Raw genomic sequence first — 26,782 nt, 5'->3', positions numbered from 1 at the left:
CTACGAAGTGTGCAATAACGAAACATCGAGCATAAAAAAAGGCGGACTTCACAGTCCGCCTTTTCATTACTTCAACACCTCAACGCGAAAACTTACTTCGCATCAGGCAGTGCATAAGCAATCACATAATCGCCCAGCTTGGTGCCAAACGAACCGTGACCACCGGCAGCGATAACAACGTACTGCTTGCCATCCACTTCATAGGTCATCGGCGTTGCCTGGCCGCCTGCTGGCAGACGTGCCTGCCACAGCATTTCACCGGTGTTGGTGTCGAACGCACGCAGGTAGTTATCTGCGGTAGCACCAATGAAGAACACGTTACCAGCGGTGGTGATTGGGCCGCCCAGCATTGGCATACCCATTTTGAACGGCAGCGGCACTGGCGCGCTATCGCGAACCGTACCAATGCGTTTTTTCCACACGGTTTCGTTGGTCTTCAGATCAACTGCGGAGACATAGCCCCACGCCGGTTGTTTACATGGCAGACCAAACGGTGACAGGAACGGATTCAGCTCCACGCCGTACGGTACGCCGTACTGTGGCTGGATACCGGTTTCGGTACCTGAACCGCCTTTGTCGTCAGCCGGTGGCTCGATCGGGTTGCCCGGACCGCGCGGAACCAGCTTGGACACAAACGGCAGCGCCATTGGGTTAGCAATCGCAATCTGACGATGTGGGTCAACTGCGATACCGCCCCACTCGAACATGCCGAGGTTGCCTGGGAACACCAGCGTACCTTGCTCAGACGGCGGGGTGAACGGACCTTCATAGCGCAGACGCTTGAAGATCACGCGGCACACCAGCTGGTCGTACAGGGTCGCGCCCCACATGTCCTTGTCCGTCAGATTCTGTTTCGGACGGAAGGTCAGTTCGGAGTACGGCTGAGTAGGCGCAACGTGGTCACCTTTGGCGGCGCCCTGTGGAACCGGAGTTTCCGGCGCAGGGACAACCGGCTCACCGGTACGACGATCCAGGACAAAGATGTTACCGGTTTTCGCCGGTGCATAAATCACCGGTACGGTTTTGCCATCTTTAGTCGTGATATCGGCCAGCGTCGGCTGCGACGGCAGGTCCATATCCCACAGGTCGTGATGCACGGTCTGATACGACCACACCAGTTTACCGGTGGTGGCGTTCAGCGCCAGTACGCTGCTTGCATAACGTTCCTGCTCTGGTGTGCGGTTGCCGCCCCAGATATCTGGCGTTGACACACCCATCGGCAGGTAAACGATATCCAGTTTCGGATCGTACACCGCCGGTGCCCATGAGTTCGGTGAATTCATGGTGAAGCTGTGTTCATCCGCTGGAATCGCGTTTGGATCTTTGGCACCCGGATCGAACACCCACAGCAGTTTACCGGTGTTAACGTCGAAGCCACGGATGGCGCCTGACGGCTCACGGGTAGAGTAGTTATCGGTGACCGCACCCGCGACCACGATGGTGGTGTCGGTGATGACCGGCGGCGACGTCGGCTCATACTGGCCTGGCGTCAATACCGGCTGCTTGTGCTGCAGATCCAGTTCACCGTTGTTGCCAAAGGCAGCACAACGTTCACCGGTTTCCGCATCCAGCGCGAACATGCGGCCATCATTCACCGGCAGGTAAATGCGGCGTGAGCACAGCGCAGGTTGAGTATTGGCCGCATCGGCCGCAGCAGGCACTTCGTGATAAGAAACGCCACGGCAGGTAACGTGCTGGAAGGTTGGATTCGGCTTCAGGCCCGGATCAAATTTCCACTTCTGCTTACCGGTTTTGGCATCCAGCGCAAACAGAATCTGGTGCGGTGAGCAGAGATACAGGGTGTCACGGATTTTGATTGGCGTGACTTCATCGGTGATTTCGCCCGGATCGTTTGGCGTCTTCAAATCGCCGGTCTGGAACTGCCAGGCAACCTGCAGCTCTTTAACGTTACCGGTGTTGATCTGCTTCAGCGGGGAGAAGCGGGTGCCTTGCTGGTCACGCGCATACGCCGGCCAGTCAGCATCAGCGATGTTGCTCAGCGGCTGTGCCTGCGGAGCATTGGCTGCTGTCGCTGGAATTTCACCGTTCAGCTCTTGCGGATCGTGGAATACCGCCCACGCCAGCACCAGTACGCTGGCAAGCAGCGCCACTGACAGCAGCGCCAGAGCGCCTTTGCCGGCATTATTCAGACCGCGATACACAAACGGCAGAATCAGCCAGATGCCGAAGATCACCAGCACATCGGTACGCGGTGCCAGCGCCCAGAAGTCGAAACCGACTTCCCACACGCCCCACACCAGCGTTGCCAACAGCAGCAATGCGTACAGCAGTAATGCTGAGCCGCTACGGCGCCACAGCAGAATAGCGGTGATCAACATGACCACACCGCCAATAACGTAGTACCAGGAACCACCAATGGCGGCTAACCAAACGCCACCAACCAGCATAAACGCGCCCGTCAGCAGTGCAAACAGCACTGTGAGAAAACGGATTACGCCAAAAGATGAGGAAGCTTTCCCCATAATATTGACCTCTTTCTTTGCCATTAAAAACTAAAAAGGAAACAACGCGTTGGGTTGCTTCCCGACATAGAGTACGAAATAACGAAACGGTTCGAGCGACGCTTTCCGTGCGGCGAGATGTTCCCTTTGCGTTAAATTTTATCTTAAAAACGTTAAAGGGTTTGATATTTTTAGTGCTTTGCACTCGTTGAAGGGAAGTAGTGCGACATTTTATGAGGGAATAAAGGTGTTATGTCCGGTTAGATCGGGCCACAACACCTAAGAGCAACACATTGTGTAAACGTTTACCCTTCAAACAGTGTGCTGCTGGTGCGTTGTTCCTGCCAGCCGCTCAAATTAAGTTGCGCATAGTGCTCAGCGGGCAACGTTAACTGTGGCGTGCGTAATATTACTTCCACTTCTCTTTCACGACAGGATTCCAGCAGAAAAGGAAAGCTGAACTTGAGATAATTATCGTGAAAAAACTCGTCGGTCAGCGCAATACCGCTAAATGGAAACGTTGCGATATTCTTCCAGCAGGTGCCGGGCGGTGCCAAATCATAGAGCCAAAATGAGAAACGCTCTGCGGCCCTACGTAAAGCACTATCTTGCTGAACTAAATCGGCATAATTGATTGCCAGCTGTACATTCTCATCCTGCAGGCTGGAATAAATTTCCGGATCCTGTAAAAAACGCACAAGGTTATTTCCCGTTAACGGGATGATTATTAATTCGGGTGTATCCGGCAACTGATTATGCAGCGAAATTATGTTGTGTCCATTAAGTATTGCTGTGTTTTCCTGTTCACAATGCATAAAGGGGGCTGAATAACACACGCCAGCTAGCGCCCCGTCGAAGCGATGGATGCGCTCAGTAACATAAGGATTATAAGAACTGTTTTCCATTTATCTCTGTGAATAAATTAATTAACTGGAGCGTCTTAATTATTATAAGGACGGCGGGATAATGAAATCTAAACACAGTCAATATAGATCGTTTTGTTTATCAAGATCACCTTTTTTTAACTGTCACTGATAGAGAGATATTAGGTGCCACGCAGGATGAATTAATCGACTATTGCCATATTGGGAAACTTTTGGATATTTTCATCTCATAACCATCAGCCTGCTAATATTAAGAGCTCCATGCTTAGCTAATTTTTGGATAAGCTTCTGTTTTTAAACAGCACGGCTAGCCATTGCCTGGCTCAGTAAGATGCCGCACTCTGTGGCCTGAAAAAATAAAGCGGAAGCCGCAACGTGGCTTTTCACCAGGTTAGTGCAACGACGCTAACCGATGTAATTGTTTAGGATGGGATAAAACTATGGGTTCTCCAGTCTCCGCAGCAGAGGATTCATTGCTGCGGCACAGGTCGTTTGTCGCCTTTTGGCTGGCGCGCACCTGTTCATCGTTTGGTTTCCAGATGTTTTCGGTCGCGGTCAGCTGGCAAATTTATGCGCTGACCCACAGCGCGATGGCGCTCGGCATGATCGGTCTGATGCAGTTTCTGCCTTCTGTACTGCTGGCGCTGCCCGCCGGGCATCTGGCCGATCAGCTTGACCGTCGTCGTATCGTATTGCTCGGACAATTTATTGAGTGGCTGGCGCTGCTGGGGCTGGTTGCGCTCACGCTGATGAACTGGGCGGGCAAGATCGAGATTTGGGGATTGGTGTTTCTGATCTCCGTCGCCAAGGCGCTTGAGTGGCCAGCGATTACCTCGATGCTGCCGGCGCTGGTGCCGCCGCCGATTCTGGCGCGCGCCATGGCCGCCAGTTCGGTGGGCGGACAGGCGGCGGTGATTATCGGCCCAACGCTCGGTGGCTTCCTTTATGTCGCCGGTCCGCAAGTGGTGTATGGCGTCTCGGCGCTGTTCTATCTGTTCTCCATCGTGCTGGTGAGCCGACTGCGCTATGAGCGGCCGCCGCAGGCGCGCTTGCCGATGAATCTGCCGAACCTGTTTGCGGGCGTGCGCTTTATCCGCGATCGCAAAGATGTGCTCGGCGTGATTTCACTCGATCTGTTTGCCGTGCTGCTAGGTGGCGCCACCGCGCTGCTGCCGATCTTCGCGCAAGATATCCTGCATACCGGGCCGTGGGGCTTGGGCATCCTGCGCGGCGCGCCGTCGGTCGGTGCGCTGCTGGTTGGCGTGTGGCTGAGTCGTCACAAGCTGGAAAAGAACGTCGGCATGATCATGTTCGGCTCGGTGGCCGGTTTTGGCGTGGCGACGCTGGTGTTCGCGCTCTCCACGCAGCTGTGGCTATCGGTGATCGCGCTGGCGGCGTTGGGCGGCTTCGATATGGTCAGTATGGTGATTCGCGGCGCGCTGGTGCAACTCGATACGCCGGATGACATGCGTGGCCGCGTGAATGCGGTCAACGCCATCTTCATTAATACTTCGAATCAGCTCGGCGAGTTTGAGTCAGGTTTACTGGCGGCATGGATGGGCGCGGTGCCCGCGGCGGCGATTGGCGGCATCGGCACGCTGATCGTGGTGGGCGTGTGGATGACGATTTTCCCGCATCTGCGTAAGCGGCAGAAGCTGGAAAACGAAACCGTTACCTAACTTCAACATCGCGCGATGAATCGCGCCGCTACGGTTTGTAGCGGCGCAATTTATTGCGCGTGTCTTACGCGGTTGCTGCTTTCCCCAGGTTGGCGTCAAATTTTTTCCAACTCTCCGTCATATCCACCACGGTTTTCGATTTTCGCGCTTCATCGATTTTGATCGCAGTGAGGCCCGCTTCCAGTGCGTCCACCACTGAAACCTTCAGCGGCGTTCCCTGTGTAATGTGTTTCACAATCTCTTCGGCCATCAGCGCATCTGCGCCGTAATGGCCGTCATAGGCGTTGCCGTCATACTCAGTATCCACTTCGCGCGCACCGGTGCGCGCGTTGTGCACGCGGAAGTAGTTACGCACGAAGTCACCTTCGGCCATGCCATCGGTGCCCATCACGCAGAAGCGGCGGAACTCATCCGGTACGTTAAGGTTGGCATGGAAGGCGAGGGTCGCGCCACCGGCATACTCAATCAGCGCGGTTTGGTAATCGACGATGTCGGCATCGCCGTCAAACACCGCATCGGTACTCGACCAGCCGCTCGGTTTAACGTGATACACCTCTGACTGCGCTGTTACCGCACCTTTAGGCGCGTGCTGCGGGGTGAAGTTTTTGCGTCCGCCAAAGCTGGCAACACGTACCGGACGCTCGCCGACCAAACCCTGGTAAAGATCGATATCGTGGCAGCATTTTTCCAGAATATACGGGCCGGCGTACTTCTCCAGACGGCGCCAGTCGCGCTGGAAGAACGCACCGTGATACGGCTTGATGTGTTCGGTGGCTTCAATTGAGGTGATTTCGCCGAGGCGATTTTCATCACGCGCGGTGAGCAGGTCGCGATAGAGCGGTGAGTAGCGCAACACCAAGCCGACCAGAATGCGCTCGTGACCATATTGCTGCACCAGCTGCGCCATCGCCATGGTCTGCTCTTCGTTGATCACCACCGGCTTCTCGGTGAACACCGTGTAGCCCGCCGCTAAGCCCTGACGAATGTGTTCAAGGTGCATAAAGTTCGGCGAACCCACCAGCAGCAGATCAAAGCCGCCGTGTTGCAGCAGCGCATCCACGCTAGCAAACGCGGTGCCCGCGTCGATGCCAAAGCTGTGCAGATTCGGTAATCCCGCCGGAGCCGGATCGACATAACCCACCACGGAAAACGCTGTGTCGGCTTTGTTGAACTCTTTCACCACATGGGAAAGCCGAAAGCCCAGACCAATAATGCCCACTTTCATGTTGTACCCCTGAAGCCCGTTGCCTTTAAGCCGCCCGACCTGTCAGGCTGCTGATAATCTGACCGCTAACTTATTACGACAGAAAAACTAATGTCAATCCGTGTGGCTGATCTCAATTGGTGAAAAAATGTTATTTATATGATTTATATCTATTTTAATTAACTATACGGATTGCCTATTTATTTATTATTGCGATTTAAGTTTTTTTCCCCTATCTTTCGCACATCTATAAGCGTCATACCGTTTCGGGCTGGCAGGAGGAAGCGCGTGCAATCACTAATGCTGGGTATTGATGGCGGTGGTACGCACTGTCGTGGACGCCTGACCGACAGCGCCGGACGCCTGCTGGCGGAAGCCAAAGGCGGTCCCGCTAACGTCTGGTCGCAGTTTGATGCCGCCATCGTGGCCATTGATCAGGTCATTGACGATCTATTTACGCAGGCGAATTTACCCGTTGAAGCGCGCGACCGCACGGTGATCGTCGCCGGTTTGGCGGGCGCGAACGTCGCCTCGGTGCAAAGCCGTCTCGCCAGCTGGCAGCCACGCTGTCAGGCGCGCTATCTGTTTACCGATGTCGAAATCGCCTGTGCCGGTGCGCACGCCGGTGCGCCAGGCGCAGTGTTTATTATTGGCACCGGCAGCCAGGGCGCGGCCTGGGATGGCACGCACTTCACGCTGCTCGGCGGCTGGGGTTTTGCCCTGTCAGATGCCGGTTCGGGTGCGATTCTCGGCCAACGCGCGCTGCGGCTGGCGCTGCTGGCGCACGAAGAGATTGTGCCCGCCTCGGCGTTAACGCAGCGCATCATGGCAAGCTATCAAAACAGTCCGGAACAGCTGCTGATGTGGTCGAAACAGGCGACACCCGCTGATTGGGGCCGCGTGGTGCCTGAGGTGTTCGCTGCCGCGCAGCAGGGCGATGTGCACGGCACAGCGCTGGTGCAGCAATCCGCCGCGGATATCGTGCAGATGGTGCAGCCGCTGCTGGCGCGCAGCCACGGCAAGCTGGCTTTGATGGGCGGATTAGCCGCGCCCATTCAGGCGTGGCTACCGGCGGATATCGCCGCGCTGCTGGTGCCGCCGCAGGGCGATGCCCTAAGCGGTGCGCTTCGCCTGGCCATGCAGTTCAGCCTGACACTTCCCGCTTAACTTCAGATAAAGAGGCTCATGAGCGCTCCCAACGTAACCGCGCGCATTCTGCGGCTGATTGTCGAAAATGCGCCTATTAGTCAATCCGATCTCAAAGTGCGCAGCGGCCTGAGCATGTCGACGGTGTCGCAAGCCACCAATCGTCTGCTGACCGGCGGCATCGTGCAGGAGCTGGGGCTACGTCGCGTCTCAATGGGGCGGCCCAAAACGCTGCTCGGCCTCAATCCGGATCACGCCAGCGTGGTGGGGATTCAGCTTAATGCCGAACGTAACCTGATGGTGCTGACCGATCTCAGCGGCAACATCATCGGCGAGCAGCAAATTCCTTCCGGCGCGATGACGCCCAAACAGCTCGGCGATGCGCTGGCGAAGTTTTTGCGTGGCGTTGAGGGCAAAAAGGTTGGGGCGATTGGTCTGGCGCTGTCGGGCTTAGTCGATGCCAGCAATGGCGTTTGCGTGCTGTCACGCGCGCTGGGCTGGGATAACGTGCCGATTGCCCGTCTGCTGGAAGAGCGCTTCTCGCTGCCGGTATTTATTGAAAATGACGCCAACGCGCTGGCGATGGCGGCGCTGGTGTTTGGTCAGCTCGGTCATGCGCAGTCGGCGGTGATAGCTACGTTCGGCAAAGGCATCGGCGCGGGGATTCTGCTCGATCGCCAGCTTTATCGTGGTCGTCACGGCAAAGCAGGGGAGATTGGCGTGTCGCTGCTGGGCGATGGTTCTGAGCGTCTGCTGGAGGATGTGGCGTCGTCGCAGGCGATTCTGCAGCGCGTGGCGGCCACCACCAAAGAAGAGGTGCCGCATACGCTGCGCGATCTCGATGCGCGTCCAACGCCGGAGGTGCTGAGCGCGCTGGCCGAGGCCGGGCAGCATCTGGGGATGTCGCTGGCGAATCTGTCGGTGGCTTACGATCCGGACGTGGTGTATCTGGCGATGGAGCCGCAAATGGCTTCGCGCATTTTGCTCGACCACGTTACGCAGAGTTTCCAGACTTACCGTTTGAAGCTGACGCCGCACATGACGCCGCTGCAGTTCCTTACGGAATCCAACCGCATGTGGGCGCAGGGCGCTGCCGGGTTTGCGGTGAATAAGCTGCTGGATTTGTTGGCCGCACAGGCCGATGAAGAGATCGCACCGCAATAATGAATCACGCGATAAATCCCCGCCCATTCCGTCGCGGCGCGATTTATCGCGCCGCGACGAAAAGATGCGGCTTTTACCTTATCTGAGTCGCAAACCCTGCTCATCAAACAATAAACAGTGCTCGGCACGCAGCTGATAACTCAGCCGCTCGCCAATCGCGTGTTCCGCCACGTTACGTTCCTCAATCACCAGCAGCTTCTCTTCGCCAATATCGAGATAGAGATAATTGGTGTGTCCCAGCATCTCGCTAAACGACAACTCGCCGCTAAAACTCAGGGCATCCTCATTGCTGCTCACTGGCTGGAAATGCTCTGGACGTACGCCCAGCGTGATTTTCTGCCCTTCGCGGCACGACGCGGCGATCGGCAGCGTAAGCTGATTAATGCCCAGCGCCGGCACGCGTAACTGCACCGCGCCCGGCGCGATCGCGGCCACTTCGGCAGTGAGGAAATTCATCTTCGGCGAGCCAATAAACCCGGCGACAAATAGGTTATCGGGATCGCGATACAGCGCCATCGGCGCGCCGACCTGCTCAATGCGGCCCTGACGCAGCACCACGATGCGATCCGCCAGCGTCATCGCCTCCAGCTGATCGTGCGTCACGTAGATCATGGTGTTGCCCAGCGAAGCGTGCAGGCGAGCAATCTCAATGCGCATCTGCAAACGCAGCTCGGCATCAAGGTTCGACAGCGGCTCATCAAACAGAAAAATGCGCGGATGGCGGATTATCGCCCGGCCAATCGCCACACGTTGCCGCTGTCCGCCGGACAGCGCGCGCGGTAAGCGGTCAAGAAATTCGGTGAGATGCAGGCGCGCCGCAGTCTGTTTGATCGCCTGCTCAATTTCCGCTTTCGGGCGCTTCATTACTTCCAGCGGATAGGCCAGATTGCCGCGCACCGTCATGTTCGGGTAGAGCGCATAGGACTGAAACACCATGGCGATGCCGCGCTCGGTGGCGTGCTGATCGGTCATATCGGCGCCTTCAATCAGCAACTTACCGTCGGTGATCTCCTCTAGCCCGGCAATCATGCGCAGCAGCGTAGATTTCCCGCAGCCGGAAGGGCCGACAAACACCACGAATTCGCCGCTGTTAATGGTGAGATCGATGCCATGAATCACGTTTACATTTTCGTAGGACTTTTTAACGTTTTGCAGATGCAGGCTGGTCATGCGATGCCTCGACTCAGAGAAGTTGGCCCATATAAATGGCGTTGCTGCGCATAATCGGCGTGAAGCCAAGGCGCTGATAAAAGCCGCACACCTGCTCGTTTTGCAGGCTGACGCCGAGATAAACGCCCGGCACGCCCGCGGCACGCAGATCGTGTAGCAGCTGTTCAATCAGCTTGCGCCCCCAGCCACCTTGCTGCGCGGCGGGTAACAAATTGATGTGCAGATGCGCAGGCCATTGCGTCACCAGCTGATCCGCTGCCGCATCGGGCTGATGAATCGCTTCCAGCACTTTGCTGTCGAGCGGCGCCTGCGGCGCGTAATCGCGATACTGCTGTTGCAGCTGTGGCCACCAATCAGTATTCAACTTTGCTTCGAAGGCGCGCGTATCGGGCGCGGCGACCGCGTAGCCGACTACCTCGCCGTGCTGTTCCAGCACATAAGCAAATTCGGGCGCAAAGCGCGCGTAGGGAATGACAAAGCGCAGGCCGGGCAGCACGGGATCGGAGTAGAGCGCGCTGGCATCGGTGCCGGCATTGGCGGTCTCTAAGCAGATGCGCGACAAGGCGGGAAAATCTGCCTCGCTGGCGCGACGAATAACACCTTCAGCCGTCATGGTGGAGCCTCTGTGGTCAGGAGATGAACAGATTTTACGGTAAAGAAAGCCGACTTAGTTTTCAAGGTGTAATAATTGCGCTGGCGCACAAAGCTGATGCGAACTATAACCACAAAGCATGACTGGGCGGCTGACAAACTCACGCGCAACGCCGGTATGAGCGCTGGTTGAAAGCACATTGCCTTTCGCTTATCTATTGCTGTGATGATAACTATAGGATTTTCGTATGCTCTATCAGTGAGTTAATGCGTCTCTCTTGGCTGAGTGATTTATACCGATGCTCAGGCTTTACTGTGCGGCGCTGTCCGGTTTGCGCGCTGAATCGCAGCATCCTCTGCTGTTCTGGCGGCTTTTCTTCTTACTCTTTGCACTGTATCACAGAGCAAAAATTCCGCAGTGGCGATGTTTGACTTTCTTTTGTGCATAAAGTAAGTATGAATTATATGCGTTGTCGCTGCTGAATCAACCTGCCGGGAATCGCAGGTGTCGAGATGAAGGGATGCCAGTCATCTGTTGGAGAAACCGAGCATGATGTGTGATTCAACCAATCGTCCTTCCCGTTTGCAAAGCTCACTGCGCACGGTGTCGCGTCTGGTCTCCGCCGGGATTCTGCTCGGTGCGACCATGGCAGCCGCGCAGGCCGTTACCCTGAATGAGTGGGACATTTACAACTATCCGCAGCAGACCGAAGCGGTGGATGAAGCGGTAAAAGCGTTCCAGCAAAAGAATCCGGGCATTGTGATTCAGCGTTCGGTGCACTCCTTCGAAGACACGCGCATTCCGCTTAAGCTGGCGCTGACCGCCGGTGACGGCCCGCAAATCGCCCAGGTGAATCAGGGCGGCGGCGATATGGGCTCGCTGGTGAAAGACAAGCTGCTGTGGCCGCTGGATGATTACGCCAAAACTTACGGCTGGACCACGCGCTTCCCGGATTCAATCCTGAAACGTAACCGCTGGTCAGATAAACAAGATTTCGGCAGCGGCAAACTCTACGGCGTGGCGAGCCTTGGCGAGATGGTGGGTTTGTTCTACAACAAAGCGCTGCTGGATAAAGCCGGTGTCGCGGTGCCTAAAACCTTGCCGGAACTCGAACAGGCGATGGAGAAACTCAAAGCCGCCGGCACACCGCCGATGATGCTCGGCCTGCTCGACGGCAACATGGGCCAGCAGCTGCTCAGCACCTTGTGGGAAGCGCAGATTGAGAGCAGCGACCGGAAAAAACTCGACGATCTGATTTACGACGTGGGCGGCACGTTCAAAGACGACAAGCTGGTGAAAGCCGCCAATATGATGAAAGGCTGGAATGACAAAGGCTATCTGTTCCCCGGCTTCCAGGGCATTGGGCACGACGATGCGGCGACCCTGTTCCAGAATGGTCAGGCAGCGTTCCTGGTGAGCGGAACCTGGTATCTCGGCCAGTTTAAAGACAACAAAGATCTGCACTTCGCCGCGATGCCAGCGGGTGAGGGCGTGCAGCATCCATTGATGGTGGGCGGCACCGATCTGGCGTTCTCCATCACCAGCACCGCTAAAGACAAAACGCAGCAGGACGCAGCAGCGAAGTTCATCGATTACATCGTCTCGGATGAGATGGCTAACCGCTGGCTAAAAGTGGGCTTCCTGCCGGCTGGCACCAGCAAAAATGCACAGATTCCAGCGGATAACCCGCTGCTGGCGGAAGCGTATCAGGTGTGGGTGACGCTGAATGAGAATGATGGTCTCGGCCATTATCTCGACTGGGCCACGCCAACCATGAACGCCGAGTTGAATCAGAATGTGCAGCTGCTGCTGGCGGGACGTCAAACCGCCGACCAGATGGTGATCAACTTCGATAACAACTATCAACGTTACCTGAAAACCCTCAAGCACTGATGACGTACGGCCCGGCGTAAGTGGCCGGGCCGCGAACAGGCCCGCAAGCGAGTAAGGTTATGCTGAATAAATCTGCCTGGCGCAATGCGCTCTATCTTCTGCCCGCGGTGCTGGTGTATGCGGTGTTTCTGCTGATGCCGCTATTGGCCTCGTTAGGGATCAGCTTCACCGAATGGGACGGCACCTCGTGGCCGATTTTCATCGGCATGGGCAACTATCTGCGCATGTTCCAGGATCCAGTGTTCTGGGTGGCGCTTGGCAATAACGCCTTGCTGATGCTGTTCTACACGCTGTTTCCGATTGGCGTTGGACTGCTGCTGTGCAGCTTCCTGTATGAGACGCGCAATAACAAAGAGCGCAGCGTGCTGCGCATCCTCTTCTTCCTGCCGTACATCATGCCGATGGCGGTGCTCGGCGTGGTGTGGCGCTGGCTGTATAACCCGGCGTTTGGCCCTATCGATCAGTTCCTGCGCGCCGTGGGTTTGCCGCAGCTGGCGAAGTCATGGCTGGGGGATTTTACCTGGGCTCTGCCCGCGGTCGGCTTTGTCGCCACCTGGTACTTCTTTGGTTTCTGCCTGGTGCTGTTTATGGCGGGCTTGCAACGCATGGATCCGTCGCTGCTGGAAGCGGCCGATCTCGATGGTTCATCACGCCGGCAGAAATTTATGCGCATCACGCTGCCGTCGCTGCGTCCGGAACTGCGTATCGCGCTACTGCTGACGGTAATCGCCAGCCTGAAAGCTTTCGATCTGGTTTACGTGATGACGCAAGGCGGGCCGGGCACTTCCACCATGGTGACCAACATCTTTATGTATAAGCAGGGCTTTGACCTGCACTACTTCGGCTATGCCTCCGCCGTGGCGGTGTTCAGTATGCTGATTGTGTTAATGATCAACGGCTTAATTCATCTATGTCTACGGGAGCGTCACTGATGCGCGGCACACCAACTGTCTCACGCGCGCTGATCTGGATTGTCGCGTTGATGACCATCCTGCCGTTTTTAATGGCGCTGATGACCTCGTTCAAAACCCAGATGGAGCTATTTCAGGGCGTGTTTACCTTGCCCTCGTCGCTCAATTTTAAAAACTACATCACCGCATGGCAGCAGGGACATTTCAACGTCTACTTCATGAACTCGGTGCTGGTGGTGATTCCGGTGGTGATCTGCAGCATCCTGCTCGGCATTCTGGCGGGATTCGGTTTCGCCTGGCTGAAGATCCCCGGCAAAACGGTGGTTGCCGCGCTGCTGGGCCTTGGCATGGTGCTACCGAGTGAAGCCTTTATTATTCCGCTCTATCACGAGCTGCGCTGGATGGGCCTCACCAACACCTATCTGGCGCTGATTCTGCCGCAAATTGCCTTGTCGCTGCCGTTTACCACGCTGATGATTGCCACCGCGTTGCAGCAGGTGCCGCGCGAGCTGGTGGAAGCGGCGGTGATGGATGGTGCATCACGCCGCAAAATTCTCTGGGGCCTGCTGGTGCCGGCGATTTGGCCGACGCTGTCCACGCTGGCGCTGCTGCTGTTTATCTGGACGTGGAACGAGTTCCTTATCCCGCTGATTCTGGTAAATAAAGATGAGCTGCGCACCTTGCCGATCGGCATGATGTTTTTCCAGAACAAAAACACCATCGATATTCCGGTGCTGATGGCGGGCGCGATGATTGTCATCCTGCCACTGGTGGCGGTGTTCCTGGTGTTCCAGCGCAAATTTATCAGCGGCGTCACCGAAGGCGCGGTGAAATAACCATCTTGTCCACCAGCAAAAGGTTTTGGTCATGCGGCGCGTGCTGCAATAGCGCATCGCCGCTATTCAGGAGAACCGCATGCACGTTTCACTGGCTGATTTCTACCCCATCGCCGATGGCGAAACGCTGGATACACACTGCTTCCAGCGCGCACTCAATCATCTGGCAACGCGCGGCGGCGGCACCTTATCAGTGCCGCCTGGCCGCTATCATCTCGGCACGCTGACGCTGGGTTCCAACATTAATCTGCATCTCGAAGCGGGCGCCACGTTGCTCGCCAGCTCACGCGTTGAGGATTATCAGCAGCAGCTGGCGCAGAGCCAGGCTGAACTGTCGCAGCATGTGCTGCTGTACGCCGTCGGACAGCGCAATATCAGCATCAGTGGCAAAGGGGTGATCGACGGTAACGGCGATGCGTGGTTTGCTGCGGAAAAGGACGAGCAGGGTTATCGCCTGCCGCGTGCGCAGCGCCCGCGCATCGTGGTGTTTGAGGATTGCGAGCAGGTGACGCTGCAAGATTTCACCATCATTCAGGCGCCGATGTGGACGGTACATCTGGTGAGTTGCCGCCATGTACATGTCGACCATCTCACCATCAATAACAGCATGAGCATGCCGAACACCGATGCGTTGGATATCGACAGCTGTGAAGCGGTGTTTGTCAGCAACAGCTATCTGAGCGCGGCCGATGATGCCATCTGCATCAAAACCAGCCAAAAACCCGCGCATCTACGACGTGCCGCGCGACAAATCATGATCAGCAACTGCCTGCTGCGTTCCTACAGCTGCGCGTTCAAAATCGGCACCGAAACCTTCGATGATGTGGAAGATGTCACCGTCTCCGGCTGCACCCTCTTTGATTCCAACCGCGCGATTGGCTTGCTGTCGCGTGATGGCGGCCAGTTCCGCCGTTTGCTGTTCAGCAATATCACGCTGGCCTGCCGTCACGCGCCGCCGTGCCATTGGGGTAAAGCCGATGCGCTGTTTATTTCAGTGCGCGCACGCGATCCGGCGATAGCGCCGGGCAGCATTGAGCAACTGCAATTCAGCAACGTCAGCGGTGTGATGGAAGGAGCAATTAACCTGCATGCGGAACAACCGGGACAGATCCGTGATGTGATGCTGGCGAATCTGCAGCTGCGGCAAGTGGTAGCAGCAGGTGCGGATCAAGGGCATTACGATGTGCGCCCGCCGTGTAACCCCGAATCGCCGACCGGCATGGGGTTGGACAATGCGTACAAACTGGATAGCGCATCGGGCTTAGCGTACGGTGTTGCCGCCTATCCGGATGGCTTGCCGGGCGTGTTTGCGCGCGGCGTGGAGAATCTGCAGCTGCATAACGTGGTGATTACGCGCCCGCAGCCGTTGCCCCACGGCTGGCATGCGGAAACAGTGCAGATTCTTTAGGGCACGCCTGGATGTTACAACGCAGCAGCGATAGCCGCGCCCAGCTCCTCGGTTGACGCGCGGCCGTCGAGGTCGCGCGTCAGGCTGTTGCCCGCCGCCAGCGTAAGCTCGATGGCATCCAACACCGCTGCGCCCGCTTCGGCGTAATCGAGGTGCTCCAGCATCATCGCGCCACTCCAAATCTGACCAATCGGGTTGTTCACGCCTTTACCGGCGATATCGGGTGCCGATTCAAAGGCGCTGTAATTAATGCGTTGATTTTGATTATTTGTAATCATATTTGATGCTTTGTGAGCAGCATCAAACAAATTAAGCCCTGTTTAGCCTATAAAACGCCTCTAATATGCGTAAATTCATTCTTCTTTGAGCGAAATGAATCATAAGCATAAGTGGGGTGGCGAAGTGCGCAGACACGGTGAATAACAACATCGGCCACCTCATCAACGGGACGCGTGAAGCCCAGCGCGTTCCACGACCCTACGTTATCGATGAGGCTGAAATGAAACAATTCTCTACAGAAGGGATGGTGATTATTGTCGGGATTGTCATTGTGTACATCCTGTTCACCACCTGGCTCACCTGGCGTCTGCGCAGTAAAAACAGCGGCGACTTTATGGCTGGCTCCAATGTGATGCCGGCATTTGTGGTGGGCGTGATGCTGATGTCGGAATACATCGGCGCCAAATCCACCATCGGTACGGCTCAGGCAGCTTTCGAAGATGGCTTTGCCGCTTCATGGTCGGTGATTGGTGCCGCCATCGGTTTCCCGCTGTTTGGTTTTTTGCTGGTAAAGCGCATCTACAATACCGGCAAAATCACCATCTCTGCGGCGATCGCTGAACGTTATGGCAACTCCACCAAAAACATCATCTCGCTAATCATGATCTATGCGCTGTTGCTGGTTAACGTCGGTAACTACGTTAGCGGTGCGGCGGCGATCTCAACGGTGCTCAACCTCGATCTCACTACCGCTGCGGTGATCACCGCGATCGTCAGTACGTTCTATTTTATGTTCGGCGGCATGAAAGGCATCGCCTGGGTCACGCTGCTGCACAGCGGACTGAAATATATCGGTATTCTGATCATTCTCGGCGTGGCCCTGCACATGACCGGCGGCGTCAGCCCAATGATCAAAGAGATGCCGCATTTCTACTGGACGTGGGACGGCAACGTTGGCGGCAGCACTATTTTCGCCTGGATGATTGGTACTATCGGCTCGATCTTCTGTACTCAGTTTGTAATTCAGGCGATTGCCTCGACCAAAAGTGCCGAGTCCGCCAAACGTGCAACCTGGGTGGCGTTCTTCTTCTGCATGCCGATTGCCATTGCTATCGCGCTGATTGGCGTGGCGGCGAAATACCTGCATCCCGATATTAAAAGTCTCTATGCGCTGCCGGTGTTCCTGCAGGACATGAGTCCCTGGCTGGCGGGGATTGTCACCACCTCACTCGTGGCGTCGATCTTTGTCAGCGTCAGCACCGTAGCGCTGGCGATTGCTTCGCTGGTGGTAAAAGATTTCTACGTGCCCTATCGCAATCCGACGCCGGAGCGTGAGTTCCGCATGACGCGCTGGCTGTCGCTGCTGATCGGTTTCCTGCCGCTGATTTTCGTGCTGTTCGTGCCGGAAGTATTGAAGCTCTCCTTCTTCACCCGCGCTATTCGGCTATCGATTTCAGTGGTGGCAATCATCGCCTTTTATCTGCCGTTCTTTAAAAGCACGCGCGGCGCCAATGCAGGCCTGATTGGTGCGTGCGTCATGACGTCAGTGTGGTATCTGCTCGGCGATCCATTAGGTATCAACAACATGTACGTGGCGTTGATCACGCCTGCGGTCATCATGGTGATTGACCGCCTGATCCCTTCAAGCCAAACCCATGAGAAAAAAGCCCCGAAATCTTCAATGCAAAACAGTGGAGCCTGAAATGAGTGATTTAACCTTTACCGTTGAACGCAGCGGTAACCTCCATCCGCACGCGCAGGATGCGCAACAGCTCACGGCGATGCTGCCTTCGGTATGCCCGCAGAACCATGCGGCGAATCTGCTGCCGCTACCCAATGGCGACTTGCTGTGTGTGTGGTTTGGCGGCACGCAGGAAGGGATCGCCGATATTTCTGTGTGGTGCTCGCGGCTGAAAAGCGGCAGCACACAGTGGAGCGAGGCGCAAAAGCTATCGGACGATCCCACGCGATCGGAGCAAAATCCGCTGCTGTTCCTCGATCCCGAACAGGTGCTTTGGCTGCTGTGGACGGCGCAGAAATCCGGCAATCAGGACACCGCGATTGTGCGCTATCGTCAGTCACGCGATTTTGGCCGCAGCTGGGGGGCAATCGACACTTTGCTCGATCAGCCCGGCACCTTTATTCGCCAGCCGATTGTGGTGCTGCCAAACGGTAACTGGCTGCTGCCGGTGTTTTATTGCCGAACGCAGCCCGGCGTGAAATGGGTGGGTAACGATGATATCAGCGCGGTGAAAATCTCCAGTGATAAAGGCCAAAGCTGGCGCGATGTGGCGGTGCCAGACAGCCTGGGCTGCGTGCATATGAACATCACGTTGCTGCAGGATGGCAGCTTACTGGCGCTGTATCGCAGCCGCTGGGCCGATTTCATCTATCAAAGTCGTTCGATCGACGGCGGCGAAAGCTGGAGTACGCCGCTGGCGACTGACTTGCCAAACAACAACTCGTCGATTCAGGTCACGACATTGCACAACGGCCATCTGGCGCTGGTGTTTAATGCCATGAGCGCCAGAGATGCCAGCGAGCGCCGCTTATCGCTGTATGATGAAATCGAAGATGAAGAGGATGACGGCGATGTGGCGGTGGCGGCAGAGCCGCTGGTGCACAGCGGACGCACCGCGTTTTGGGGCGCACCCCGCGCGCCAATGACGCTGGCGATTTCCGCCGATGGCGGCAAAAGCTGGCCATGGCAGCGTAATCTCGACGAGGGCGACGGCTACTGCATGACCAATAATTCGCAGCAAAAGCTTAACCGCGAGTTCTCCTATCCGAGCATCAAACAAAGTGACGATGGCGCGCTGCATGTGGCTTACACCTATTTTCGTCAGGCGATTAAATATGTGCGCGTCGATGAAAGCTGGGTGAAAGGATGAGCAGGCAGCGACACGCGCTGGTGACGGGCGTCAGCTCTGGCATAGGCGCCGCCATCGCCGATCATCTGTTGCAACAAGGTTGGCAGGTGACCGGTTTTAGCCGCACGTCGGTGCAGAACGATCATCCAGCGTTCACCTCGGTCAGCGTGGATCTGTTGGATGCCAATCTGCTGAAGCAGGCGCTACTGGCGCTGCCGAAGGTGGATGCGCTGGTGCATGCCGCAGGCATGATGGCGGCTGCGCCGCTCGGTGAGCTGGATGAGGAGCAGAGCGCGCGTTTGTGGTACCTGCACGTGCAGGTGGCGGAGATAATGGCAAATGTCTTGCAGCCGCAGATGGCGCAGGGCGATCGTATCTTGCTGGTTGGCAGCCGCACGTCACGCGGCGCGGCGAATCGCAGCCAGTACGTGAGCACCAAGGCGGCAATGGTGGGCATGGCACGCAGCTGGGCGGCGGAACTGGCACCCAAAGGCATCACGGTGAATGTGATTGCGCCGGGGGCGACGGAGACGCCAATGCTGCTGCAGCCCGGCCGCGCCAGTTCACCCCCAAAGCTGCCGCCGATGGGGCGCTATATCAAGCCACAGGAAGTGGCGGCGCTGGCAGGGTTTGTGCTGTCGCCTGCCGCCGATGCGATTACCGGGCAGGAGTTGGTGATCTGTGGTGGGGCGTCGTTGTAGTTTTTTCCCTCACCCTAACCCTCTCCCACAGGGAGAGGGAATTGAATAGTGCACCGACTAGCTCCCTCTCCCAGTGGGAGAAGGAATGGAATAGTGCACCGACTAACTCCCTCTCCCAGTGGGAGAAGGAATGGAATAGTGCACCGACTAACTCCCTCTCCCAGTGGGAGAAGGAATGGAATAGTGCACCGACTAACTCCCTCTCCCAGTGGGAGAGGGCTGGGGTGAGGGCAACAAGTCGCACCTAACCGCGCCGCAATCCCGCCACATCCACCTGCCACTGATGCAGCTTGTTATACAGCGCGGTGCGTGAAATCCCCAGCAGCTGCGCGGACTGGCGCAGGTTACCTTTTTGCTCACGCACCACCTGCATCACATGCTGGCGCTCATTCTCCTGCAGCGAGGTCAATTCGCTGGCGACAGGCGCGTTACGCTGCACCATCTCTTCCGGCAGATCGTGACGATCAATCTCCAGCCCTTCACACAAATTCACCATGCGCTCGACCAGATTCTCCAGCTCACGCACGTTGCCGGGCCAGTGCCACGCCTGTAAACAGCGCATCGCCTCAGCGGAAAGCTGCGGCGCGATGCGCTTCAGCCGGGTGCAGAGCGCCTGAATAAAGGTATTCACCAGGCCGGGAATATCCTCCTGACGCTCGCGCAGCGGCGGGATCTCCAGCGAAATCACATTCAGGCGATAGTAGAGGTCGCGGCGGAACGCGCCTTTTTCCACCGCATCCAGCAGATTGCAGTGGGTAGCGGCGATGATGCGCACATTGACCTTGATGGGATGGGCCGCGCCGATTCGCACCACTTCGCCCTCCTGCAGCACGCGCAGCAGGCTGGTCTGCGCCTCGAGCGGCATCTCGCCAATCTCATCAAGGAACAAGGTGCCGCCATCGGCCAGCTCAAATTTGCCTGCCGAGCCGCCGCGTCGCGATCCGGTAAAAGCGCCGTCGACATAGCCAAACAGTTCGCTCTGCACTAAATCACGTGGCAATGCGCCGCAGTTCAGCGCGATAAAGGCTTCCTGCTGGCGCGGGCTGGCGTTGTGAATCGCCTGTGCGAACAGCTCTTTACCGGTGCCGCTTTCGCCGGTTAATAATACCGTGCTGTCGCTGCGGCTGCTGGCGCGCGCTTTCTGAATCGCTTGCAGCACGCGCGGCGCGTGCCCGCGAATCATCTCAAAGGTGTAGCTGGCGCCGACGCCCATCACGCGGCGCGTAATGGCGCGGATACGTTGATTCTCGCGCAGCGACAGCACGCGGCCACCGTCTGGCGCGGGCATCAGCGAAATCAGGCAGGAAAGGGGATGCACGCCATCCGGCATAAATTGCAGCTCGCGGTCATTGCAGAACGGCATGGTGAGCAGCGATCCGCCTTGCGGTTGCAGCAGCACGTCGATCGGTCCGGCGCTGGGATCGAGGCCGCTAAAGATCTGGCGCGCATAGCGATTCAGCGTTTTGATGCGACCGTGACGATCGCAGACGATTACGCCTTCGTTCAGGGTTTCGAGGATCGACTGCTGCTCGGCCAGCAAACGACGTAGCATCAGCTGCTGACCGACCGCTTCGGCTGCCGCCTGCACCGTACCGAGCGTATGAGCATTAAAGTTGTCGGGCGTGGCGGTTAGCGTGAGCACGCCAAGCAGCTGGCCGCTGGCATCGCGCACCGGTGCGGCAGCACATTGGCGATGGCGTTTGCGCAGATCCAGCTTCCAGTTTTCGCCGCTCAACACGTACACCAGCCGCTGCTCAATCAGGCAGCGCGCGGTGCAATTGGTGCCGAGCACTTCTTCGCGCAGGATGCTGCCGACCGGCGTCAGATCCGCGCCGCAGAAGTGCAGCGTCACGCCTTGCGCATCGGTCAGATTGATGTGGCCATCCGGGTTATACGCCAGCAGGTTTTCCATGATGCTGCGCGCCGCGAGGATCAACTCGGCATTGTGCTCAAGGATCGCCGCCAGTTCCGCAGCGGGTGGCGAGACATAGGCAAAGGTGGCGGGATCGATCGCGCGCTGCTGCGATCGCCGCCACGACTGCAAAATGCTGTGCCGCATCCAGCCGGGCTGTTCACCGCGTTCGAAGCTGTGCCAGCCCTGCCACAACAACGTATCCCATTCGCCCACCTCCGCGCTGTCCGGCAAGCTGAAGATCGGATCGCTTTCATCTTTAAACGGCAAACGCTCACTGGCACGCATGTGACACTCCTGAACAAGATGGAATGTCCATTTTATTGACATGTGAAGTTGACATGTAAATTTTGTTGCCAAATTGTGAGCAATATCTGTGTCATGCCTCACATAAAGCGGCGAATTGCAGTTGGCATCGCCTTTGCACTACCGATTGCACATCCCTGCGCTCGAATGAGCATATCCAAAACAATAAGGACTAGGTCATGACATTTCATCTTAAGCCAGTACGCGTCGGCCTGATTGGCGCCGGACGCATGGGCAGCTTCCACGCGGAAAACCTGGCCTGGCGCGTGCCGGGTGCGATCCTCGCAGCGGTGGCCGATCCGCAACCGGGCGCGGCCGACGCGCTGACCAATAAGCTCGGCGTCGCTAAAGCCTATAGCGATCTGCATGCGCTGCTGCAGGATCCCGAAATTGAGGCGGTGGCGATTGCCGCACCAGCGCGCACGCACGCCGAATGGGTGATCGCTGCCGCTGAGGCGGGCAAACATGTGTTCTGTGAGAAGCCGATGGCGGTGACGCTGGAAGAGGCGGATCGAGCGATTGCTGCCGCGAAAGCGGCCGGCGTGGTGTTGCAGGTCGGTTTTAACCGCCGCTTTGATTCCGGCTTTGCTGCAGCGATCGCGGCGGTGAAAGCGGGTGAAAATGGCACCACGCAGCTGAGCCGATCGCTGACGCGCGATCCGGGCCTGCACGATCCTTCGCGCATCCCACAGTGGACGATCTTCCTTGAAACCCTGATCCACGATTTCGACACGCTGCTGCACTTCAACCCTGGCGCGAAGCCGGTGGAAGTCTATGCGCTGGCCGATGCGCTGGTGCGTCCGGATTTCAAAGACAAAGGCTTGCTCGACACATCGGTGGTTACCATCCGCTTTGATAACGGCGCGATCGCCACCGCCGAAGCCAACTTCCAGGCGGTGTATGGCTACGACGTGCGCGGCGAAGTGTTCGGTAGCAAAGGCATGTTGCAGGCGGGCCACATCAACGTTAACAACTGTGTGCGCTATCACCAGGATGGCATCGCGATTGAAACCTCACGCATGGATTCAGACCTGCTGCGCGAAGCCTATGTGGCGGAGATGGCCGAGTTTGCCCGCTGCATTCGCAGTGGCGAAACGCCGCGCGCTACCGGTGAAGATGCACGCAACGCGCTGGTAATCGCGCTGGCCTGTATCGACTCGGTGCAGCAGCAGCAACCCATTAAACTGGGAGCGCGCTAATGGCCGGTTATCAGCTGTCGGTATGTGCCGAAATGGTGTTTCTCGATCTGCCTTTTGTCGAGCGCGTGAAACGCATTCATGCACTGGGCTTTGGCGTCGAAATCTGGGGCTGGGCCAACAAAGATATCGATGCGCTGGCGGCGACCGGCGCGCGTTTCACCTCGATGACCGGCTACCTCAGCGGCAACCTGACCGATGATGATGAGATTCAGCAACTGCTGCAAAGTGCTGAAGCGTCACTGGCGGTGGCCGAGCGGCTCAACTGTCCGGCGTTGAACCTGCACGGTACCGGACTGGATGACAAAGGTTTGCCGGTCAAACCGGTTGACGTGGTGACCGGCGCGATGTGGCTGAAAGCGGCCGACACGCTGCGCAAAGTGGCGCAGCTGGGCGAGCGCGCCGGACGCGTCTTCACGCTGGAGAACCTTAACTTGCCGGTTGATCATCCCGGTACACCGTTCGCGCTGGCGGCCGACACGCTGGCGCTGGTGGAAGCGGTTAACAGCCCGGCGCTGAAGATGAACCTCGACCTGTATCACGCGCAGATTGGCGAAGGCAATTTGATCGAACTGATTCGTCGCTGTGGTTCGGCGATAGGTGAGATTCAGGTGGCCGATGTGCCGGGGCGTCAGCAGCCGGGCACCGGCGAGATTAACTATCGCGCCATCGCCCGTGCGCTACACGATGTTGGCTATCAGGGCACCGTGGCGCTGGAAGGCTGGGCCAGCGGCGAAAGTGGCGCCGCGCTGCAGCAGTTTCGCGATCACTTCACGCTTTAACGGTTCCACCGCCGGGTATTCGCCTGTTGCCCGGCGTTAACTTCATGAAATGAATAATATCTTAACCCTACAGGACTAACCCATGAACATCAGAAATGTGATGCTTTGCCTCTGCGCGCTGCTGCTCAGCCTGAGCGTGAGCGCTAAAACCTTCACCGTCGGCGTCGCGCTGGCGAACTTGATCTCAACTTCGTCTCGATTCTGCGCACCCAGATGCAGGCAGAGCTGAAAGCTAACCAGCTCAATAGCCAGTTTGTGGATGCCAAAGGCGATGTCGCGCTGCAAGTGCAGCAGGTGGATGATTTTGTTAATCAGGGTGTCGATGCCATCATCCTCAATCCGGTGGACACTCAAGGCGTATTGCCAATGATTACCGCAGCGAAAAATGCCGGCATTCCGCTGATCTTCGTCAATCGTAAGCCAGAAGTGAAACTGCCAACCGACATGGCGTATGTTGGTTCAGACTCGGCGTTGGGCGGCGAAATGCAGATGGAAGCGCTGGCGAAGAAGATGAATTACAAAGGTAACGTGGCGATTTTGATGGGCGCGCTGTCGAATGAAGAAGCGCGTGAACGCACCCGCGCGGTGGAAGCCGTGATTGCCAAATACAAAGATATGAAGGTGATTGAAAAGCAGAGCGCCAAATGGCAGCGCAACGAAGCGGTGGATGTGGTATCGAGCTGGCTGCTGAATCAGCGCCCGATTGACGCTATCGCGGCGAATAATGATGAAATGGCGATTGGTGCCATCATGGCGCTCAACCAGGCGAAAAATGAGAAGATTTTGGTCGCCGGTATCGACGGCACGCCGGATGGTCAGCAGTTCGTGAAGAAAGGCAAAATGACGCTGACCATTTTCCAGGACGCGAAAGGGCAGGCGACCGGCGCGGTGCAGGTGACTAAAGCGCTGCTGGAGAAGCAGAAAGTGCAGGAGTTCAACTGGATTCCGTATCAAACCATCACGCCTGAGAACTATGCGCAGTTCGCGGCGAAATAACATTTTTATTTACCAAAACTCTCCTGCTCGCAGGAGAGTTTTACGCTGGAAACCCGATTTATTCCTCCTCCACTTCGCTTTATTTGCCTAACTCTGACTGATAAACTCCGGCTGCAACCAGAATTGTCTCTGGTTAATGATTGCTCAGGCATGATGCATTAACAGAACGCATGCTTTCGACCGGAGAGAAGTGCAGGATGGATAAAGAGATTCTCAACACCATAAATTCTCAGCACCTTTTTCCCGCGCACAGCGACCGGCATATTTTTTTTGGTGTTGATGGTAAATTCATTGGCCACTCGCTGATTACCATCATGTCGATAATCAAGCATGCCAATGATGTTCGTTATCACTTTCATCTTATCTCTTCGGAAATATCTGCAGTTGATACTGCGCGTCTGGAAAAAATATTCGCTGGATCGCCACATGGGTTAACGCTGCATCATATTCAGGATAGTTTGTTTAGCGCGTTCCCTACCACAGAGTTGTTCACTCGCGCGACCTATTATCGTTTTCTCGCTCCGCTTATCTTGCCGCATGCCACTAAATTGCTTTATCTCGATGCCGATATGGTGTGTCTGAATCCTCTTGATGAATTATGGCAGATTGCCATGCCAGCTGACGTTATTGCCTTGGTGGTTGGCGAGATTCAGGCATTGCAACCGCAGTTGGCTGAAAAGGTGGGCTTGCGTGGAAAGCGCTATTTTAATGCCGGCATGATGCTGATTGATGTTCAAAAGTGGAACCGCGAGCAGATCAGTGAACGCGCTTTTAATTTGCTTAGCGAAAAGGGAAAACAATTCCAGTATCTTGATCAGGATGCGTTGAATACGTTGCTTGAGGACCGTGTGATATTTACGGAAACGCGCTTTAACACCATTAATATGCTCTCACACGATGATAGCGGTTATACACAGGATGTGCCGAAAAATACCTGCTTATTGCATTATGCGGGTGCCGATAAACCCTGGCAGCGGTGGAATCAACAGCACGTTGGCCATTACTATCGCGATCTTTATCAGATTTCGCCATTAGCCGACGTCTCTTTTGAAACACCGAAAAACGCGCAACAAGCGAAGAGAATGTACAAATTTTTGTTCCGTAGTCATCAATGGATGCCGGCACTCTATTGGCGCATTAAGTATTTTAAAATGAGGTATTTTTGAGTGCAGACTTTACGTTTGAAGCCGCTGTTAACCGAAAGCAATATTTATCAGCTGTGCTTTTTGCTGTTAACCTTGGCATTTGCGACCTCGTTAGTTATCCCCGCATATCCTAAGAAAACATTTTATCTGGTGGGTTATTTAACGCTATTTTTTCTGCTGGCCCAGGGAATAAAAAGAAAATTCATTATCGATAAGAGTGCTTTCATCGTCGCTATTCCCATTCTATTATTGGGCATAGTCAGGGTAATATGGTCGCGTGTTTATGCCGATGCCTATTTTAGCGATGTAGTGGATAACTATTTTCAGGGCGGTAAACTTTTCATTATCTCCGCTTTTGTCAGCTATTTTTTCATTGCGTGGCGTCACTGTTTGTCAGCGAAAGTTCTGCGCATTAGCGTATGCTTGTTAATTTTTGGCTTGCTGCTGACGCTGGGCGCCGGCTGGTACGAACATGCTCAGACGCAGCAACGCATTAAATTACTCACCGATTCAGCCGGTACCGTTTCATACCTGATGACGGCGTTAGCATTAACTGCCCTGTTTATTGTGAATAAGGTGATAGTTCGCCGCCTTAATCAAATTCTGCTGTTCACCGCTATCTTTGTGGTGAATATGCTGCTGATGTTCCTCACTGAGTCACGTGCGGCGGTGTTGGTGCTGCCCGTTTTATACTTGCTCTGTTTTTATCTGGTTCATCGCTGGGCAGGAAAATATTCGCTGGTGATTTTAGTTCTGTGCATTGCGGGGGGGCTGTTCTTCATGCCCAGCTCCATTATGCATCGGTTGGACAACATCCAGAACGAAATAGACAGCTATCAGAAAAATAATGATACCTCAATTGGTGCGCGCTTCTCGATCTGGAAAAGTGGCTATCACAGCGTTTCCTGGTCGCTGCTGGGGCAAAGTCCGGATGACAGAACGGATAAAGCGCGCGTTTATATTAAAACCTATGAACGCGCTAATCCTGAGGCTTATAAAAATGTGATGTATCACTTGCACGATGATTTTTTAGAAACGCTTTCGCTGCAAGGTATCGCGGGTGCTGTCACCCTGATTCTTTTTTATGTGGGTTTAATTGTGGCGGCAATGCGTCGTCGGGCATTGGATGTCGCGCTGCTTCCTGTTTCCATTTTTATATTCGGTTTGACTGATACCGTATGGATTCAAAGCAGTTCAGTGTTTATTCTGATGGCATCGATTATTATGAGCTATGCGCTGATGCAGCATAAGCCCCGAACGCATATCTAATATTTGTAAGGTCGCCATTGAAGGCGACCGATTTTCT

Annotated in this window: 20 protein-coding genes and 2 pseudogenes; 15 read left to right on the top strand and 7 right to left on the bottom strand. The window is 56.0% G+C overall.

Features of this window, described 5'->3' with window-relative positions:
* Positions 1–92 precede the first annotated feature (92 nt).
* Both K5Y33_RS16275 and K5Y33_RS16270 read right to left on the bottom strand, forming a co-directional pair.
* Positions 93–2,483 (bottom strand): glucose/quinate/shikimate family membrane-bound PQQ-dependent dehydrogenase, encoded by a 2,391-nt coding sequence (locus tag K5Y33_RS16275; protein WP_222234537.1) that lies wholly within the window; start codon positions 2,481–2,483, stop codon positions 93–95.
* Positions 2,484–2,767: 284 nt separating this feature from the next.
* Entirely contained in the window at positions 2,768–3,367 is a 600-nt protein-coding gene (locus K5Y33_RS16270) for a hypothetical protein (RefSeq protein ID WP_222234535.1), read from the bottom strand.
* A 419-nt stretch (positions 3,368–3,786) separates the two neighbouring features.
* On the opposite strand from K5Y33_RS16270, the gene K5Y33_RS16265 reads away from it, so the two are divergent.
* Positions 3,787–5,025, top strand: a complete 1,239-nt coding sequence (locus K5Y33_RS16265) for an MFS transporter (RefSeq protein ID WP_137384997.1) — start codon at positions 3,787–3,789, stop codon at positions 5,023–5,025.
* A 64-nt stretch (positions 5,026–5,089) separates the two neighbouring features.
* Here K5Y33_RS16265 and K5Y33_RS16260 read toward each other — a convergent pair whose 3' ends face one another.
* Complete coding sequence (locus K5Y33_RS16260) at positions 5,090–6,250, bottom strand: Gfo/Idh/MocA family protein (RefSeq protein WP_192412630.1); 1,161 nt, start codon at positions 6,248–6,250, stop codon at positions 5,090–5,092.
* Positions 6,251–6,517: 267 nt separating this feature from the next.
* Between K5Y33_RS16260 and K5Y33_RS16255 the strand changes: the two genes are divergently transcribed.
* Positions 6,518–7,396 carry a BadF/BadG/BcrA/BcrD ATPase family protein gene (locus tag K5Y33_RS16255; RefSeq protein ID WP_192412628.1) on the top strand — a complete coding sequence of 293 codons (879 nt, stop codon included), beginning with the start codon at positions 6,518–6,520 and terminating at the stop codon, positions 7,394–7,396.
* Positions 7,397–7,414: 18 nt separating this feature from the next.
* Positions 7,415–8,539 (top strand): ROK family transcriptional regulator, encoded by a 1,125-nt coding sequence (locus K5Y33_RS16250; protein WP_210082029.1) that lies wholly within the window; start codon positions 7,415–7,417, stop codon positions 8,537–8,539.
* Between the two features lie 78 nt (positions 8,540–8,617).
* On the opposite strand, the gene K5Y33_RS16245 is transcribed toward K5Y33_RS16250, so the two are convergent.
* Together K5Y33_RS16245 and K5Y33_RS16240 are read right to left on the bottom strand one after the other, a co-directional pair.
* Positions 8,618–9,709, bottom strand: a complete 1,092-nt coding sequence (locus K5Y33_RS16245; RefSeq protein WP_137385000.1) for an ABC transporter ATP-binding protein — start codon at positions 9,707–9,709, stop codon at positions 8,618–8,620.
* A 13-nt stretch (positions 9,710–9,722) separates the two neighbouring features.
* Positions 9,723–10,322: a GNAT family N-acetyltransferase gene (locus tag K5Y33_RS16240; RefSeq protein ID WP_210082031.1), complete on the bottom strand. Its 600-nt coding sequence runs from the start codon at positions 10,320–10,322 to the stop codon at positions 9,723–9,725.
* Positions 10,323–10,850: 528 nt separating this feature from the next.
* Between K5Y33_RS16240 and K5Y33_RS16235 the strand changes: the two genes are divergently transcribed.
* The 4 genes from K5Y33_RS16235 to K5Y33_RS16220 all read left to right on the top strand — a co-directional run bounded on the left by K5Y33_RS16235 (position 10,851) and on the right by K5Y33_RS16220 (position 15,349).
* Positions 10,851–12,194 carry an ABC transporter substrate-binding protein gene (locus tag K5Y33_RS16235; protein ID WP_222234534.1) on the top strand — a complete coding sequence of 448 codons (1,344 nt, stop codon included), beginning with the start codon at positions 10,851–10,853 and terminating at the stop codon, positions 12,192–12,194.
* Between the two features lie 59 nt (positions 12,195–12,253).
* Positions 12,254–13,126, top strand: coding sequence for a carbohydrate ABC transporter permease (locus K5Y33_RS16230; protein ID WP_101762375.1), 873 nt, complete (start codon positions 12,254–12,256; stop codon positions 13,124–13,126).
* On the top strand, positions 13,126–13,941 hold the full coding sequence (locus K5Y33_RS16225) for a carbohydrate ABC transporter permease (protein WP_101762341.1): 816 nt from the start codon (positions 13,126–13,128) through the stop codon (positions 13,939–13,941). The genes K5Y33_RS16230 and K5Y33_RS16225 overlap by 1 nt, the downstream gene beginning before the upstream one ends.
* Before the next feature lie 79 nt (positions 13,942–14,020).
* Complete coding sequence (locus K5Y33_RS16220; RefSeq protein WP_222234532.1) at positions 14,021–15,349, top strand: glycoside hydrolase family 28 protein; 1,329 nt, start codon at positions 14,021–14,023, stop codon at positions 15,347–15,349.
* Between the two features lie 14 nt (positions 15,350–15,363).
* On the opposite strand, the pseudogene K5Y33_RS16215 reads toward K5Y33_RS16220, so the two are convergent.
* Positions 15,364–15,579, bottom strand: a pseudogene (locus K5Y33_RS16215) (isocitrate/isopropylmalate family dehydrogenase); the annotation flags it as partial.
* A gap of 269 nt (positions 15,580–15,848) precedes the next feature.
* On the opposite strand from K5Y33_RS16215, the gene K5Y33_RS16210 reads away from it, so the two are divergent.
* Genes K5Y33_RS16210 through K5Y33_RS16200 form a run of 3 tightly spaced genes read left to right on the top strand, consistent with a single transcriptional unit; the run spans position 15,849 to position 19,139 of the window.
* Positions 15,849–17,270, top strand: coding sequence for a sodium:solute symporter family protein (locus tag K5Y33_RS16210; protein ID WP_222234530.1), 1,422 nt, complete (start codon positions 15,849–15,851; stop codon positions 17,268–17,270).
* Between the two features lies 1 nt (position 17,271).
* The gene (locus K5Y33_RS16205; RefSeq protein ID WP_222234529.1) at positions 17,272–18,459 is read left to right on the top strand and encodes an exo-alpha-sialidase; all 1,188 of its coding nucleotides are present in this window, start codon (positions 17,272–17,274) and stop codon (positions 18,457–18,459) included.
* Complete coding sequence (locus tag K5Y33_RS16200) at positions 18,456–19,139, top strand: SDR family NAD(P)-dependent oxidoreductase (protein ID WP_192412616.1); 684 nt, start codon at positions 18,456–18,458, stop codon at positions 19,137–19,139. The genes K5Y33_RS16205 and K5Y33_RS16200 overlap by 4 nt, the downstream gene beginning before the upstream one ends.
* A 244-nt stretch (positions 19,140–19,383) precedes the next feature.
* Here the strand turns inward: K5Y33_RS16200 and K5Y33_RS16195 are convergent, their stop codons facing one another.
* Positions 19,384–21,339, bottom strand: a complete 1,956-nt coding sequence (locus K5Y33_RS16195) for a sigma-54-dependent Fis family transcriptional regulator (RefSeq protein ID WP_222234527.1) — start codon at positions 21,337–21,339, stop codon at positions 19,384–19,386.
* A gap of 197 nt (positions 21,340–21,536) precedes the next feature.
* On the opposite strand from K5Y33_RS16195, the gene K5Y33_RS16190 reads away from it, so the two are divergent.
* The 5 genes and pseudogenes from K5Y33_RS16190 (at position 21,537) to K5Y33_RS16170 (ending at position 26,745) form a co-directional block, all read left to right on the top strand.
* Positions 21,537–22,556 (top strand): Gfo/Idh/MocA family oxidoreductase, encoded by a 1,020-nt coding sequence (locus tag K5Y33_RS16190; protein ID WP_222234526.1) that lies wholly within the window; start codon positions 21,537–21,539, stop codon positions 22,554–22,556.
* Positions 22,556–23,335 (top strand): TIM barrel protein, encoded by a 780-nt coding sequence (locus K5Y33_RS16185; protein ID WP_110868111.1) that lies wholly within the window; start codon positions 22,556–22,558, stop codon positions 23,333–23,335. Before K5Y33_RS16190 ends, K5Y33_RS16185 begins: the two co-directional genes overlap by 1 nt.
* A gap of 82 nt (positions 23,336–23,417) precedes the next feature.
* Positions 23,418–24,331, top strand: a pseudogene (locus K5Y33_RS16180) (substrate-binding domain-containing protein).
* 197 nt (positions 24,332–24,528) lie between these two features.
* Positions 24,529–25,497: a glycosyltransferase family 8 protein gene (locus K5Y33_RS16175; RefSeq protein ID WP_101762332.1), complete on the top strand. Its 969-nt coding sequence runs from the start codon at positions 24,529–24,531 to the stop codon at positions 25,495–25,497.
* Positions 25,498–26,745, top strand: coding sequence for an O-antigen ligase family protein (locus K5Y33_RS16170; protein ID WP_222234525.1), 1,248 nt, complete (start codon positions 25,498–25,500; stop codon positions 26,743–26,745). It abuts the gene before it with no gap.
* Positions 26,746–26,782 lie beyond the last annotated feature (37 nt).

Source organism: Pantoea sp. DY-17 (assembly GCF_019795975.1).
GTDB lineage: Bacteria > Pseudomonadota > Gammaproteobacteria > Enterobacterales > Enterobacteriaceae > Pantoea > Pantoea leporis.
The sequence above is the reverse complement of the archived record's forward strand: the minus strand, read 5'-3'. Positions and strand labels throughout refer to the sequence as shown.